Origin of the sequence: Agromyces sp. NPDC058104 (assembly GCF_042884835.1) — a bacterium.
In the GTDB taxonomy this organism is placed as follows: domain Bacteria; phylum Actinomycetota; class Actinomycetes; order Actinomycetales; family Microbacteriaceae; genus Agromyces.
This window is the reverse complement of record NZ_JBHVTD010000001.1, coordinates 230,256-244,930: the sequence shown is the minus strand read 5'-3', so window position 1 is coordinate 244,930 and position 14,675 is coordinate 230,256. Positions and strand designations below refer to the sequence as shown.

At 74.3% G+C, this 14,675-nt stretch carries 13 protein-coding genes; 4 read left to right on the top strand and 9 right to left on the bottom strand.

Going from position 1 to position 14,675, the window contains the following annotated elements:
- The first annotated feature begins 14 nt into the window (after window positions 1-14).
- Both ACFVTH_RS01070 and ACFVTH_RS01065 read left to right on the top strand, forming a co-directional pair.
- Window positions 15-611 carry a GNAT family N-acetyltransferase gene (locus ACFVTH_RS01070; protein ID WP_387085779.1) on the top strand — a complete coding sequence of 199 codons (597 nt, stop codon included), beginning with the start codon at window positions 15-17 and terminating at the stop codon, window positions 609-611.
- Complete coding sequence (locus ACFVTH_RS01065) at window positions 608-1,228, top strand: GNAT family N-acetyltransferase (RefSeq protein WP_387085776.1); 621 nt, start codon at window positions 608-610, stop codon at window positions 1,226-1,228. Before ACFVTH_RS01070 ends, ACFVTH_RS01065 begins: the two co-directional genes overlap by 4 nt.
- On the opposite strand, the gene ACFVTH_RS01060 is transcribed toward ACFVTH_RS01065, so the two are convergent.
- Window positions 1,212-3,116 (bottom strand): anthranilate synthase family protein, encoded by a 1,905-nt coding sequence (locus ACFVTH_RS01060; protein ID WP_387085773.1) that lies wholly within the window; start codon window positions 3,114-3,116, stop codon window positions 1,212-1,214. The genes ACFVTH_RS01065 and ACFVTH_RS01060 overlap by 17 nt on opposite strands.
- Before the next feature lie 220 nt (window positions 3,117-3,336).
- Here ACFVTH_RS01060 and ACFVTH_RS01055 point away from each other — a divergent pair, with 220 nt between their 5' ends.
- Window positions 3,337-4,206, top strand: coding sequence for a putative protein N(5)-glutamine methyltransferase (locus ACFVTH_RS01055; protein WP_387085770.1), 870 nt, complete (start codon window positions 3,337-3,339; stop codon window positions 4,204-4,206).
- Window positions 4,207-4,263: 57 nt separating this feature from the next.
- Here the strand turns inward: ACFVTH_RS01055 and ACFVTH_RS01050 are convergent, their stop codons facing one another.
- On the bottom strand, window positions 4,264-4,920 hold the full coding sequence (locus ACFVTH_RS01050; protein ID WP_387085767.1) for a phosphoribosyltransferase: 657 nt from the start codon (window positions 4,918-4,920) through the stop codon (window positions 4,264-4,266).
- Between the two features lie 231 nt (window positions 4,921-5,151).
- On the opposite strand from ACFVTH_RS01050, the gene ACFVTH_RS01045 reads away from it, so the two are divergent.
- Window positions 5,152-6,891: a VWA domain-containing protein gene (locus tag ACFVTH_RS01045; protein WP_387085765.1), complete on the top strand. Its 1,740-nt coding sequence runs from the start codon at window positions 5,152-5,154 to the stop codon at window positions 6,889-6,891.
- Between the two features lie 228 nt (window positions 6,892-7,119).
- On the opposite strand, the gene ACFVTH_RS01040 is transcribed toward ACFVTH_RS01045, so the two are convergent.
- The 7 genes from ACFVTH_RS01040 to ACFVTH_RS01010 form a co-directional block, all read right to left on the bottom strand.
- Window positions 7,120-8,658 carry a DHA2 family efflux MFS transporter permease subunit gene (locus ACFVTH_RS01040; RefSeq protein WP_387085762.1) on the bottom strand — a complete coding sequence of 513 codons (1,539 nt, stop codon included), beginning with the start codon at window positions 8,656-8,658 and terminating at the stop codon, window positions 7,120-7,122.
- 184 nt (window positions 8,659-8,842) lie between these two features.
- On the bottom strand, window positions 8,843-8,980 hold the full coding sequence (locus tag ACFVTH_RS01035) for a hypothetical protein (RefSeq protein WP_387085759.1): 138 nt from the start codon (window positions 8,978-8,980) through the stop codon (window positions 8,843-8,845).
- Entirely contained in the window at window positions 8,977-10,122 is a 1,146-nt protein-coding gene (locus tag ACFVTH_RS01030; protein WP_387085757.1) for a cysteine desulfurase family protein, read from the bottom strand. The genes ACFVTH_RS01035 and ACFVTH_RS01030 overlap by 4 nt, the downstream gene beginning before the upstream one ends.
- Window positions 10,119-11,057 carry a carboxylating nicotinate-nucleotide diphosphorylase gene (nadC, locus tag ACFVTH_RS01025; RefSeq protein WP_387085755.1) on the bottom strand — a complete coding sequence of 313 codons (939 nt, stop codon included), beginning with the start codon at window positions 11,055-11,057 and terminating at the stop codon, window positions 10,119-10,121. The genes ACFVTH_RS01030 and nadC overlap by 4 nt, the downstream gene beginning before the upstream one ends.
- A complete protein-coding gene (gene nadB, locus ACFVTH_RS01020; protein ID WP_387085752.1) occupies window positions 11,057-12,598 on the bottom strand; it encodes an L-aspartate oxidase in 1,542 nt (513 codons plus the stop codon). The genes nadC and nadB overlap by 1 nt, the downstream gene beginning before the upstream one ends.
- Before the next feature lies 1 nt (window position 12,599).
- Window positions 12,600-13,937 (bottom strand): quinolinate synthase NadA, encoded by a 1,338-nt coding sequence (gene nadA / locus ACFVTH_RS01015; RefSeq protein ID WP_387085749.1) that lies wholly within the window; start codon window positions 13,935-13,937, stop codon window positions 12,600-12,602.
- Window positions 13,934-14,641: an NUDIX domain-containing protein gene (locus ACFVTH_RS01010; RefSeq protein ID WP_386940303.1), complete on the bottom strand. Its 708-nt coding sequence runs from the start codon at window positions 14,639-14,641 to the stop codon at window positions 13,934-13,936. The genes nadA and ACFVTH_RS01010 overlap by 4 nt, the downstream gene beginning before the upstream one ends.
- Between the last annotated feature and the right edge of the window lie 34 nt (window positions 14,642-14,675).

Below are 14,675 nucleotides of genomic sequence, written 5' to 3'. Positions count from 1 at the left end.
GCGAAGCTGGGGTGATGACGACTTCCGAGGTGACGTGGCCCCGCCCTGCCGGCCCGCTCGAGCTCCGGCTGCCGACGCCCGAACTGCTCGACGAGGTGCTCGTCTGGCGCAACGACCCCGAGGTGACGCGGTGGCTGCTTCGCACCGTCGTCGATCCCGAGGCGTTCGCGGCGACGTGGCTCGACGGCATCGACGACCCGCTCGACCACTCGGCGATCGCGGTGCGGGGCGGCGAGGTCGTCGGCACCGGCTCGCTCTGGCTGACCGATGCGATGGGGCAGACCCACGGCGACCCCGCGAACTACGTGCGCGCCGAGGCCGGGCTCGGGTACGGCATCGCCCCCGCGCACGCCGGCCGCGGCTACGCGACCCACATCGCACGATCCCTGCTCGACCTCGCCTTCGGCGAGCTCGGCGTGCACCGGGTCACCGCGGGCTGCTACGCCGACAACATCGGCTCGTGGCGCGTCATGGAGAAGCTCGGCATGCGCCGCGAGCAGCACGGCGTGCGCGACTCCTGGCACGCCGAGCTCGGCTGGATCGACGGCTACACCTACGCGATCCTCGCCGACGAGTGGCGGGCGCGGCGGGCCGCGTCCGACGCGCCGTGACCGGCGCCGCGCCGTACCCGCTCAACACCGAGCGGCTGCGGCTCACCCCGTTCACCCGTGCCGAGCTCGACGAGGTGCACGCGATCTACGGCGACCCCGGTACCTGGCGGCACCTGCCGAGCGGTCGCCACGACGATCTCGCCGAGACCGCCGCCATGCTCGATCGATCGGCGACGAGCTGGCGCACGGCCGGCGTCGGCACGTGGGTCGTGCGCCGAAGCGAGGCCGAGGCGCGACGCGCCGGTGCGAGCCCCGAGGCGGTGATCGGCACCGCCGCCGCGACGGCGCTCGACTCGGGGGTGCTCAATCTCGGGTACCGGTTCGCCCCCTCGGCATGGGGTGCGGGCTACGCCACCGAGGCGGCGGGGGCCGCGGTCGCCGCCGCCGGTGCACGGGCGCCCGGTCTGCCCGTGACCGCACGGGTGCTGGTCGGCAACCCGGCGTCGATCCGGGTGCTCGAGCGGTTGGGTCTCGAACTGCGCTGGAGCGGCGGCGACCCCGCTGCAGCCCTCCCTGCGGCGGGAGATGCGGGCGGCACGCTCGCGCTCGCCCGGCGCATCTACGCCGACCGCCCGCTCGACGAGCAGCAGCTGCGCGCGCTCATCGCGCTCGGCTGACCGACGCGGCCCCGACGCCACGGACCGCCTCGTCGGCCCGATCGGCGTCGAGCACGCCGTCGACGAGCCGCTCGAGCGTCGCGAGCCCGTCGATCGAGAGCACCGACTCGAGGTGGCCCTGCACCGAGGCGACGCCGTGCCCGCGGAGCGCGTGCACCACTCCCGTCCCGGGTTCGGCGGCGATCTCGAGCCCGCCGCGCGGCGTCGCACGATGCCCGGCGTCGAACGCCGAGAAGGTGTTGTAGTAGCCGACCACCGCAGGCTCCCCGAAGACGTCGACCGTCCGCTGCAGGCCCTGCTGCGGCGTGGCGAGCGGGGCGATCGCGAGCCCCGAGAGCCGGGCGAGCACCTGGTGGCTCAGGCACACCGCGAGCAACGGTGCGCCCTGCCCGAGCCGTGCGGCGATCAGCTCGTGCAGCCGGGCCATCCGCGGGTCCGCGGCATCGCGCGGGTCGCCCGGCCCCGGGCCGAAGACGACGAGCTCCTCCTCGGCGGCGGTCGGCGCCTCGTGCCACGGCACGATCCGGGCGTCGAGCCCGAGGTGCCGCAACTGATGCGCGAGCATCGTGGTGAAGTCGTCGCCCGCGTCGACGACGAGCGCGCGCACGTCGCGGGGCGCTGCGGCCGGTTGCGGGGTGCTCCAGAACGCGGCGAGTTGCGCGTTGCGGGCGTCGAGCAGCGGGTGCGAGGCGGATGCCTCGGCCACCGACCCGCTCCGGGGCGCCGCCGCCGCGGCATCCGGCCGGGGGAGTGCGCCGATCGCAGTGAGCACCCCGGCCGCCTTCGCATGGGTCTCGGCGACCTCGCCGTCGGGGTCCGAGTGGCGCACGAGCGTCGCTCCGACCGGCACCCGCACCGTGCCCGAGCCGTCGAGGTACGCCGTGCGGATGAGGATCGGCGCGTCGAGGTCGTAGCCTGCGGCGGTCGGCGTGAAGCGCGCGAGGACGCCCGCGTAGTAGCCGCGCGGGGTCGCCTCGTGGCGGGCGATCACGGTGCAGGCGTTGCCCATGGGCGAGCCGGTGACGGTGGGCGCGAACATCGTGCGGCGCAGCACCTCGCGGGGGTCGAGGGCGCTTCGTCCCTCGAGCAGGTACTCGGTGTGGGTGAGGCGCGACATCCGCTTCAGGAACGGGCCGCGGATGCGGCCGCCGTCCGGGCAGACCGCGCTCATCATCTTGAGCTCCTCGTCGACGACCATGACGAGTTCCTCGCGCTCCTTCACGTCGCCGAGGAACGCCGCGAGCGCATCGGCGTCGGGCGGGCCGTCGAGGTGCCGGAAGGTGCCGCTGATCGGGTTCATCGAGACCACGCCGCCCACCTGGCTCACGTGCCGCTCCGGCGTCGCGCCGGCGGCGGAGAGCCCGGGCGTGTGCACTGCGAACGTCCAGAACGCGCCGCGCTCGTGCTCGAGGAGCGCCCGAAGCCAGCCGAGCACCGTGCGCGCGGCCGGAGCGGCGGTCGTGCCGGTGAACTCGCGCCGGATCACGAAGTTCGCGCCCTCGCCGCGCCCGATCTCGTCGGCGATGACGCGGCGCACGGTGGCCGCGTACTCGGCGTCCGGGATGTCGACCGCGAGGTCGCCGACGACGACGGGGTGCTCGGGCAGGCGGTCGATCGCGACGTCGACCGGAAGGGTCTCGCGCTCGCGCACCACGAGGCAGCGGAGCGGCGCCCCGTCGTCGAGGGCGTCGAAGCCGCGCTCGCGAACCTGGCGGAACGGCACGAGGGCGAGCACCTCGGCCCCGTCGAGCGGGATGTCGGCGAGGTGCGCCACGTCGACGACCTCGCCCACGAGGACGTCGAGCGCCGCCTCCTGCTCGCGGCGGATCACGGCGAAGGGCGGGGGCTCGCTCGCGGCGAGCAGCGTGGACAGCAGCGTCATGGTCATCTCCGGTCGGGCCTTCGGGAGGACCCTCCGCAGAGATGCGAAACGACCGCCCTCGGGCGGTCGTCGTACGTCGAAACGCGTGGCCGCCTAGGAGGCGGGCCACCAGTTGCGGTTCGACGCGGTCATGCCGAGCAGACTACGGCATGGGGTGCGCGCGCGCCAACGCGCCAACGCGCCAACGCGCCAACGCGCCGTCGCGCCGTCGCGCTACGATCCGGGGATGCCCGCCGTCGATCCCGTCGATCCCGTCGATCCCGTCGATCCCGTCGATCCCGTCGCCGTCGCCGTCTCCACCGACGCCTCGGGGAGCGAGGCGCTCGTCGCCCGGCTGCGCGCCGCGGGCTGCGTCTTCGCCGAGGACGAGGCGGCCCTGCTGGTCGCCGCGAGCAGCGACCCCGCGCGCGTGGAGGAACTGGTCGGGCGTCGCATCGCGGGCGAACCGCTCGAGGCGCTGCTCGGCTGGGCGGAGTTCGCGGGGCTCCGCCTCGACGTCGAACCCGGCGCCTTCGTGCCCCGGCACCGCACCGAGGCCCTGGCCGCCGAGGCCGCACGCCGTGCGGTGCGCGCGACCGAGCGCAACGGCAGCCCCGCAGTGGTGGTCGACCTCTGCTGCGGCGTCGGCGCGATCGGCGCCGTCGTGGCCGAGACCGCCGCGCCCGTCGTGCTGCTCGCCGCCGACCTCGATCCCGCTGCGGTCCGCGCCGCACGGCGAAACCTCGAACCGCGCGGCGCACGCGTCTTCGAAGGTGACCTCTACGATGCCCTGCCCGCGGAGTTCGCCGGCCGGGTCGACGTGCTCGCCGTCAACGCTCCGTACGTGCCGAGCGGGGAGATCGCGTTCATGCCGCCCGAGGCACGCGACCACGAGGCTCGCATCGCCCTCGACGGCGGCCCGGACGGGCTCGACGTCCACCGTCGGGTCGCGGCATCCGCCGTTCGCTGGCTCGCACCGGGCGGCAGCCTCGTCATCGAGACGGGCGAGCACCAGGCCGAGGCGGCCGCACGGCTCATGGGCGATGCCGGGCTCGACGCCCTCGTGGTCGCGGACGACGACGCGACCCTCGTGATCGGCACCCGGCCGTCGGCGTGAGCGCACGCGGCCATCGGCGTGAGCAGAACTGCCGTCGGCGTGATCGGCAACCGTACGTCAGCGTGAGCGCGCCGCCGCGAGGAGCCGCGCGACCTCCTCGTCCTCCGTCTGCCTGAAGTCCACGTAGTGCATGCCGACCGCCATGAATCCGGGCGGCGCGAGCAGGCAGACCACGTCATCGACCTCGGGCAGCACATCGAGCTCGTCGAGGCTCTCGGGCGAGGCGACCGGCGTCGCCACGACGAGGCGGGCGGGGTTCCGCGCGCGTGCCACTCGGCAGGCGACCCGCATCGTCGCGCCGGTGGCGATGCCGTCGTCGACGAGGATCGCGGTCCTTCCTGCGAGTGAGACCGGCTCGGTACCGCCCCGGAATCGTGCGACCCGCGCCTCGAGCTCGGCACGCTCGCGGGCCTCGATCGCCGCGAGTTCCCCGCCGGCGAGACGGGCGAGGGCGAGCACATCGTCGTTGAGCACCCGGGCGCCGGCCTCGCCGATCGCGCCCATCGCGAGCTCGGGTCGACCGGGCATGCCGAGCTTCCGCACGACGAGCACGTCGAGCGGGGCGCCGAGCGCCGCCGCGACGGGCGCGGCGACCGGGACGCCGCCGCGCGGGAGCCCGAGCACGACCGGGGGCGGCGCGGCCCCGTCGAGTTCGTCGAGCAACCGATCGGCGAGCGCCGCGCCGGCGTCGTGGCGATTCGCGAACGCGTTCATGAGCGTGGTCGGGATGCCTCGTGGCCGCCCATCCTCCTTCCGGACTAGTCCTCCGGACGGGGAGCGTCAACCCCCTGCCGGACGGCCCGTACCTCCACCGGCCCGACCGCGAGAAGTCGAGCGGAGTTCGCGTTCGCAGCGACGTCGCCTACACTGAGGCAAATCCTTCCCCGACCGGGGAACCCGAACAAGGATTCAGCGGGCCCCCGATCCCGCTTGCTTGGAGAGCCCGTGGGACGTCATACCGTCGCGGCGCCGGTGAAGAAGCCGCGCCGCAATCTCGTCATGTCGATCATCGGCGCGGTCGCCGTGGTCGGGGTCGTCGGATCGGGGGTCTTCCTCTGGGTCGGCGGTCACCTCGATCCGCTGCTCGCCACCGCCGACATCGGATGCACCGAACCCGAGCAGCTCGTCGTCGTGGCCGACCGTTCGATCGCACCGGCGCTCGCCGACATCGCCGACACCTTCGACCGCAAGTCGGGCGAGTGCGTCACGACCGAGGTCACCGCACAGGACTCGGCCGACACCGCGGCCGTGCTCGCCTCGGGCGGCCTCGACGCCGATGCGTGGGTGCCCGAGTCGAGCGTGTGGCTCGACCGCATGAACGCGACCGCGGCCTCGCTCGGCCAGACCGCGCCCGAGGTCGACCCGCGCGACTCGATCGCCTCGACGCCGGTCGTGTTCGCCGCTGCCGCCACCGACGCGACGGACCTCGCGAGCGAACCGGTCAGCTGGTCGCGCGTCCTCGGCGGCGCGCTGCCCGCGATCCTGCCCGACCCCGAGGCCTCCGCGGCGAGCCTCGCCGGGCTGCTCGCCCTGCGCGGGCACTCCTCGGCGGAGGATCCCCGCCAGTTCGCGGGCGCCATGATCGCCCTCGGCAAGTCGATCCCCGCGTCGACGAGCGCGGCGTTCAGCGCCCTCGGCGCCGGCGACACGCCCTCGGTCGTGATCACGACCGAGGCGCAGGTCGCCGCCTACAACAGCGAGGAGCCGCCCGAGCCGCTCGTCGCCGCGTACCCGGCCGACGGCACGCTCGCCCTCGACTACCCCTTCGTGCGGATCGCCGCGACGCCCGCGGGCGACGCGGATGACGACGCGGCCGCAGCCGAGGGCGAGGAGCCCTCCGGCGAGGGCGACGGCGAACCGGCGAAGACGAAGGCCGAGCTGCTCGACGCCTTCGAGGCCGCCGTGCGCGACGCCGCGAAGCCGCTCGCGAAGGCCGGATTCCGTGCGGCGGACGGCAGCGGACTGCTCGACCTGCCCGGTGTCGGCGCCGAGGGCCCCGCCGCCGAACCCGCCGCGGACGCGGCGACGCAGCTCGAGATCCTGCGCGCCTGGGGCGTGCTGACGCTGCGCTCGCGCATGCTCGCCGTCATCGACGTGTCGGGGTCGATGGAGGAGCCGGCCGAGAACGGCCTGCGCCGCATCGACATCTTCCAGCAGGCGGCGCTCGGCGCGATGCAGAAGTTCTCGGGCGAGGTGGAGCTCGGCGTCTGGGTCTTCTCGACCGCGCGCAACGGCGAACTCGACTACGAGGACCTCTCTCCGATCGCGCCGCTCGCGGACGCCGCGCACACGCAGCAGATCGCGGGCGTGATCCAGTCGCTGCCCGCGCGACTCGGCGGCGCCACCGGGCTCTACGACACGACCCTCGCCGCCGTGAAGCGGGTGCGCGAGACGTACGATCCCGAGAAGGTCAACTCGGTGCTGCTCATCACCGACGGGAAGAACGAGGACGAGAACGGCATCTCGCTCGACGCGCTCCTCGCCGAGCTGAAGAAGATCGACGACCCCACGAAGCCCGTTCCGGTCATCATGATCGGGTTCGGCCCCGACACCGACCTCGCGGCGATGAAGCAGATCGCACAGGCGACGCAGGGCGCCGCCTACTCGGCGTCCAAGCCGGGCGATCTCAGCACAGTGCTCGTCGACGCGCTCTCGCAGCGCTCCTGCCGGCCGAACTGCGGCTGACCCCGAGCGCCGGGCGCGCGCACCACTTCGCCGGCCTCTGCGCCACTCGTCCTGGCGCAGGGGCCGGCGAACTGGCGCAGCGGAGGCCGGCGAAGCGGCGAGGCGAGCGCCGGGGGCGAGCGGGCACCGCGACGAAGCGACGGTCGGCGCCGCGACGAAGCGACGGTCGGCGCCGCGACGAAGAACGGCCCGGGCGTCGCGCCCGGGCCGTTCCGTGTTCGCGTGCGGCTAGTGGCCGACCGGCGCGCCGTGCTCCATGTCGGCGGGCTTGCGCACGAGGAACGCCCCGACGACCGCGACGAGCGAGATGATCGCCCCCACGAGGAACGCCGCGCGGATGCCCGCGGCCTCGGCCGCGATCGCCGGCGAGCCGGCCGCCGCGACGGTCGCGGTGCGCGAGGTCATCACGGTGATGAAGAGTGCCGTGCCCGCCGCGCCGGCGACCTGCTGGATCGTGCCGAGAATCGCCGAGCCGTGCGAGTAGAAGCGCGGCTCGACCGAGCCGAGCGCGGAGGTGAACAGCGGGGTGAAGGTGAACGCCAGGGCCGTCGACATGACGATGTGCGCGATGAGCACGAGCCACGCGGGCGTCGACTCGTTGACGAGCGTGAGGCTCCACAGCACCGCCGAGACCCCGATGGCGCCGGGCACCAGCAGCGGCGTGGGGCCGAACCGGTCGAAGAGCCGGCCGACCGTCGGGCCGAAGAGGCCCATGATGAGCCCGCCGGGCAGCAGCAGGAGGCCGGTCATGAGCGGCTCGAGCCCGAGCACGTTCTGCAGGTAGATCGGCAGCAGGATGATGGTGCCGAACAGCGCGGCCATCATCACCGTCATGAGGCCGATCGAGATCGCGAAGTTGCGCGAGCCGAAGGTGCGCAGGTCGAGCAGCGCGCGGTCGCTGCGCTGCAGCACCAGCTGGCGCAGGATGAATGCGGCGATGCCGGCGACGCCCACCCCGATCGACACCCACATGGCGGTCTGGTCGGCGGGCGAGCCGCCGCTCACGACACCGCCGACGAGGCTCAGTCCGTAGACGAGCCCGCCGAAGCCGAGCGCCGAGAGCACGACCGAGAAGGCGTCGATGGGCAGCTCGCGGGTCTCGCTGACGTTCTCGACGCGGCGGATGCCGATGACGAGCATGACGAGCGCGATCGGCAGCACGAGCCAGAACATGTACCGCCACGACAGGAACGTCAGGATGACGCCCGAGATCGTGGGGCCGATGGCCGGGGCGACCGACATGACGATCGAGACCCGGCCCATGAAGCGGCCGCGGTCGGCGGGCGCGACGAGGGTCATGAGCGTCGTCATGAGGAGCGGCATCATGATCGCGGTGCCGGTCGCCTGCACGACGCGGGCGCCGAGCAGCACCTCGAAGCCGGGGGCCAGCGCGGCGAGGAGCGTGCCGGCCGAGAACAGGCTCATCGCGAGGATGAACACCGGTCGGGTCGGGATGCGCTGGAGCAGGAAGCCCGTGATCGGGATGACGACGGCCATCGTGAGCATGAACGCGGTGGTGAGCCACTGGGCCTGCGACAGCGTGATGTCGAGGTCGGTGACGAGGTGCGGGATGGCGACGCCCATGATCGTCTCGTTGAGGAAGACGACGAAGGTCGCGGCGAGCAGCAGCCAGATGACGCGCGAGTTGCGCGCGCCGTGCGCGGGCTGGTGGGCGACGACCGCCGCGTCCTGGGCGGCGGCGTCGGCGCTGATGGCCGGGGTCGAGGCGGTCGAGGGGTCGAGGTCGGATACGGCGCGTTCGGTCACAGCAGTGAGTCCAATCGAGATCGGCGCGGGCGCGCCGGAGTCAGGCGTCGAAACGTGAGATTGTCGAATAGGTGGGTCAACCCGCGAGGTGCGACGCGCTATTCCCGGATGCCGAGATCGATCGGAATGCATGGAACGCGGCCGCCGCGGCGACCGCGTTCACGAGGAGATGCGAGGTCGCGGGTTACGGCGCGGGCGCCGGGCCGTCGGTCGGCGTCGGACGAGGCAGCCAGCCCTCGAGCAGCTGCTCTTCGGGGGCCAGCTCGTTCTCGATGCGGCGGTCGCGGGCGGCGTCGTCGGCGGAGGGAGTCGAATCGCTCATGTCGTCACGATACCGCGCACCGCCGACACGGCCCGGGAGACGGCGTCCGCGGCCTCCTCGATCTCGCCGGCCGTCGTCGACGAACCGAGCGTGAAGCGGACGGCGGTCTGCGCGAGCTCGGCCGGCACGCCGATCGCGGTGAGCACGTGCGACGGCTCGTCGCTGCCGGCGGCGCACGCCGATCCGCTCGAGCAGACGACGCCGTCGCGCTCGAGCTCGAGCAGCACGGCCTCGCCGCTCGTGCCCGGGAACACGAACGAGACGGTGCCGGGCAGCCGCCGCGCCGGATCGCCGGTGAGCCGCGCCTCGGGCACCTCGGCGAGCACGCGGGCCGCGAGGCGGGCGCCGAGCGCCCCGACGCGGGCGGAGGCCGCGTCGCGCTCGCCCTCGGCGAGTCGCAGCGCCGTGGCGAAGGCGACCGCGCCCGCGACGTTCTCGGTGCCCGAGCGGCGCCCGCGCTCCTGCCCGCCGCCGTGCAGCACCGCCTCGATCGGCAGCCGGCCGCGCACGACGAGCGCCCCGGTGCCCTTCGGCGCGCCGACCTTGTGGCCCGCGAGCGAGAGCGCGTCGACGCCGAGCGCGTCGAGCCGCAGCGGCAGCCACCCGGCGGCCTGCACGGCGTCGCTGTGCATCAGGGCGCCGTGCTCGTGCGCGAGCGCCGCGAGCTCGGCCACGGGCTGCACGGTGCCGATCTCGTTGTTCGCGAGCTGCACCGAGACGAGCGTGGTGTCGGGGCGCAGCACGGCGGCGAGGGCCGCGGGCGACACGAGCCCCGCGGCATCCACCGCGACCTCTGAGACGTCGAAGCCGTGATGGCGCACGAGGTACGCGGCCGACTCGAGCACGGCCTCGTGCTCGATCGGCGAGACGACGAGGTGCCTCCCGCGCGGCGACGCCAGTGCGAGGCCCTTCACGGCGAGGTTGTCGGCCTCGGTGCCGCCGCTCGTGAACACGACGTCGCCGGGCCTGGCCCCGACGACCTCGGCGACGGCGAGGCGAGCGGCGGCGAGCGCCCGTGCGGCCTCGTCGCCGAGTCCGTGGCGGCTCGACGGGTTGCCGAAGGCGCCGGTCAGGAACGGCCACATCGCCTCGAGCGCCTCTCGGCGCACGGGCGTGGTCGCCGCGTGGTCGAGGAAGATCACGGATGCCCCGCAGGAACGGCGTCGGATCCGGTGGCCGGGGCGGCGGCCGTGGCGGCGATGACGGGGGCTGCGACTGCGGCGGGCGCCTCGACGACGACGTCGAGCCCGAGGTCGAGCGAGCGCACCGAATGGGTCAGCGCGCCGACCGAGATCACGTCGACGCCGGTCGCGGCGATCGCGGCGACCGTCTCGAGCGAGACGCCGCCCGAGGCCTCGACGACGGCGCGGCCGGCGATGAGGTCGACGCCCGCGACGAGCTCGTCGGTCGTGAAGTTGTCGAGCATGATCGTGTCGGCGCCGCCGGCGAGCACCGCCTCGATCTGGTCGATGCGGTCGACCTCGACCTCGAGGTGGGCGGTGTGGGGCATCCGGTCGCGTGCGGCGCGCAGCGCGGCGGAGAGGTCGGTGCCGTCGGCCGTGAGTACGGCGAGGTGGTTGTCCTTCGCCATGATCGCGTCGGAGAGCGAGCGCCGGTGGTTGCGCCCGCCGCCGTCGCGCACGGCCTGCCGCTCGAGGCTGCGGAGCCCGGGGGTCGTCTTGCGCGTGTCGACGATGCGCGCGCGGGTGCCGGCCGCCTCGGCGACGTAGCGCGCCGTCAGGGTCGCGATGCCCGACATGCGCTGCACGAGGTTGAGGCCCACGCGTTCGGCGCGCAGGATGCCCCGCGCCGGCCCCTGCACGCGCGCGAGCACCTGTCCGGCGGCGAAGGGCTCGCCGTCGGCGGCGAGCGGCTCGACCGCGATGCGCGCGTCGACGAGCCGGAACGCCGCGGCGAACACCACGATGCCGCTGAGCACGCCCGGCTCGCGGGCGACGAGTTCGGCCGTCGCGGTCGCCGCCTGCGGGATCAGCGTCTCGCTCGTGAGGTCGCCCCACGGGGCGTCCTCGTCGAGGGCCATCGTCACGATGCGGTCGATCTCACGGGCTTCGGTCATCAGGCGGCCTCCAGTTCGGGAGCGGGTTCGGCGGATGCGGGCGCGGCGTCGGTGCGGAAGTGCGCCCCGACGCTCTCGCGCCGTGCGAGGGCGGCGGCGACCGTGAGCCGGGCGAGGTCGAGCAGGTTCCGGTCTTCCGCCGAGCGGCGATCGACGGGTTCGGGGGCCCGCCAGGCGTCGAGCTGTTCGGATGCCGCGCGCAGCCCCCGCTCGTCGCGCTCGAGCCCGACCTGCTCCCACATGAGCTCCTGCAGGGCTGTGCGATCGACCCGGGTGCCGCTGCTCGTGCAGGAGAATTGCGCTGACGCGCGCTGTGGGGCGCTCTCGGTGCAATTCTCCTGCACGAGCAGCATCGAGGCCCGGCCATCGGCGATCGCGCGGGCCGCCCGCTCGGCGAACACCGCCGCCTCGAGCAGCGAGTTCGAGGCGAGGCGGTTGGCGCCGTGCACGCCCGTGCGGGCGCACTCGCCGACGGCGAAGAGACCGGGGAGGCTCGCACGCCCGTCGAGGTCGGTGGCGATGCCGCCCATCGCGTAGTGCGCGGCCGGGGTCACCGGCACCGGCTCGCGGCTCCAGTCGAAGCCGGCGTCGCGCACCACCCGGTCGAGCCCGGGGAAGCGTGCGGCGAGGAAGTCGGCGCCGAGCGCCGTGGCGTCGAGGTGCACGGGCTCGCCGCCCTGCGCGGCCATGCGCCGCCAGACGGCGCGGGCGACGACGTCGCGCGGGGCGAGCTCGGCGTCGGGGTGCTCGTCGGCCATGAACCGCCGGCCCGCCCGGTCGCGGAGCACCGCGCCCTCGCCGCGCACGGCCTCGGAGATGAGCGGGGTGCCGGGTGCTGCGAGGGCGGTGGGGTGGAACTGCGTGAACTCGAGGTCGGCGACCGCCGCGCCCGCCCGCCAGGCGGCGGCGACGCCGTCGCCCGTCGCGACGTCGGGGTTTGTGGTGTGCCGGTGGAGGCGCCCGCTGCCGCCGGTCGCGAGCACGACCGCGTCGGCGCGGCGTTCGACGATCGCGCCGTGCTCGTCGAGGAGGCGCGCGCCGACGACGGCGGGCCGCCCGTCGGCACCCGTCTCGACGAGGAGGTCGAGCAGCATCGTGCGCTCGTCGATGCGCACCGCGCGTCGCCGCACGGTGCCGACGAGCGCCGCCTCGATCGCCGCCCCCGTCGCGTCGCCGCCGGCGTGCACGATCCGGGCCCGCGAGTGCGCCGCCTCGAGCCCGCGCTCCAGGCCCGAGTCGCCGCGGTCGAAGGCGACCCCGAAGCGGATGAGGTCGCGCACCCGTGCCGGCCCCTCGTCGCAGAGCACCCGCACGGCCTCGGGGTCGGCGAGCCCCGCGCCCGCGGCGAGCGTGTCGGCGACGTGCCTCGCGGCCGAGTCGTCGGGGAAGAGCGCGGCGGCGATGCCGCCCTGGGCGTACCTCGTGTTCGTCTCCGCGAGCTCGGTCTTCGTGACGAGCTCGACCGAGCAGCCGGCATCGGCCGAGCGGACCGCGGCCCAGAGGCCCGCGATGCCGCCGCCGATGACGAGGACTCGGGTCATGTCAGGCTCCGACGGGAGCGGTCGTGGGCGCCGGCGGCTTCGCCGCGAGCATGCGCTCGAGGGCGACACGTGCGGGCTCGGCGACGTCGGCCGGCACCTGGATGCGGTTGACCACGCGACCGGCCACGAGCTCCTCGAGCACCCAGGCGAGGTAGCCGGGGTGGATGCGGTACATCGTCGAGCACGGGCAGACCACGGGGTCGAGGCAGAAGATCTCGTGCTCGGGGTGCTCGGCCGCGAGCCGCTGCACGAGGTTGATCTCGGTGCCGATCGCGAAGGTCGACCCGGCGGGAGCGGCCTGGATCGCCTTCACGATGAAGTCGGTCGAGCCCGCGGCGTCGGCCGCGTCGACGACCGGCATCGGGCACTCGGGGTGCACGATGACCTGCACCCCGGGATGCGACGCGCGCGCGGCGGCGATCTGGTCGACCGTGAACCGCTTGTGCACCGAGCAGAATCCGTGCCACAGGATGACGCGGGCGTCGGCGAGCTCGTCGGCCGAGTTGCCGCCGAGCGGCTTGCGCGGGTTCCACATCGGCATCCGCTCGAGCGGCACGCCCATCGCCTTGGCCGTGTTGCGGCCGAGGTGCTGGTCGGGGAAGAACAGCACGCGCTGCCCGCGCTCGAAGGCCTGTTCGAGCACGACGCGCGCGTTCGAGGAGGTGCAGACGATGCCGCCGTGGCGACCGACGAAGCCCTTGAGCGCGGCGCTCGAGTTCATGTAGGTGACCGGGATGACCGGCACCCGCCCCGTGGCATCCACCGCGTCGAGGTCGCCGTAGACCTCGGCGAGCTGCTCCCAGCACTCCTCGACCGAGCTCTCGTCGGCCATGTCGGCCATCGAGCAGCCGGCGGCGAGGTTCGGCAGGATCACGGCCTGCTCGGGCCGCGAGAGGAGGTCGGCGGTCTCGGCCATGAAGTGCACGCCGCAGAACACGATCGCCTCGGCGTCGGGCCGGGTGAGCGCCGCGTTCGCGAGCTGGAACGAGTCGCCCACGAAGTCGGCGTGCTCGACGACCTCGTCGCGCTGGTAGAAGTGGCCGAGCACGACGACGCGGTCGCCGAGCGTCGCCTTCGCGGCGCGGATGCGCGCGTGCAGCTCGTCGTCGGTCGCGAGCCGGTACGCCTCGGGCAGTGCGCCCTGGCGGGGCGACCCGGTCGGGATGACATCGCCCATCGAGGCGCCCGGGCCGTAGCCCGCGGGGCCGGCGTCGAACTCCCAGGGGCCGGCTGCGAGCTCGGGCGCGCAGCTCGCGCCCTCGGTCGCGCCCGCGGCGATGAGCTTCAGGCTGCGGTCGACGGATGCCGCGCGGCGGACGTCGGGGGTCGTGATGGTCATGAGGCGGGCCTCTCGCTCTGGAACGGTTCTCGGGCGTCGGCCGTGCGGGCGGCCGAGGGGTCGTAGCGGTACAGCTTCGGCGGGCGGTGCGCGACGCCGGCCTGGAACTCGCCGGTCTCGCGGAGCCGGCCGGAGGCGATCATCGTGCGCCGGAAGTTCGCGGGGTCGAGGCTGCGCTGGAGCACCGCCTCGTAGATCTCGCGCAGCTCGGCGAGGGTGAAGGTGCCGCCGAGGAAGGCGTGGGCGATCTCGGTGTACTCGACCTTGGTGCGCAGTCGCCAGAGCGCGTACTCGACGATGCGGTTGTGGTCGAAGGCGAGGGCGGGCAGCGTGTCGGCGGGAACCCAGCGCACGTTCGGGCCGGCGACGGCGCGCGCCGCCTCGTCGCTCTGCACGAGCGCCCAGTAGACGACGGAGACGACCCGGGCGTCGGGGGAGCGGTCGACCTCGCCGAAGGTGTAGAGCTGCTCGAGGTACTTCGGGGCGAGCCCGGTCGTCGCGCGGAGCGTGCGTGCGGCGGCGACCTCGAGCTCCTCGTTCACGGGCAGCCAGCCGCCGGGCAGCGCCCAGAGGCCGAGCTGGGGTTCGCGGGTGCGCCGGACGAGCGGGGTCCAGAGCACCGCCCGGCCGGCGGCGTCGGGGCGCAGCGCGAAGATCACCGTCGAGACGGCGAGCCTGGTCGGTGCGTCGGGCTGATGCGGCATCCCGCGCTCCCTTCGTGACCTTCGACGAGTTCGA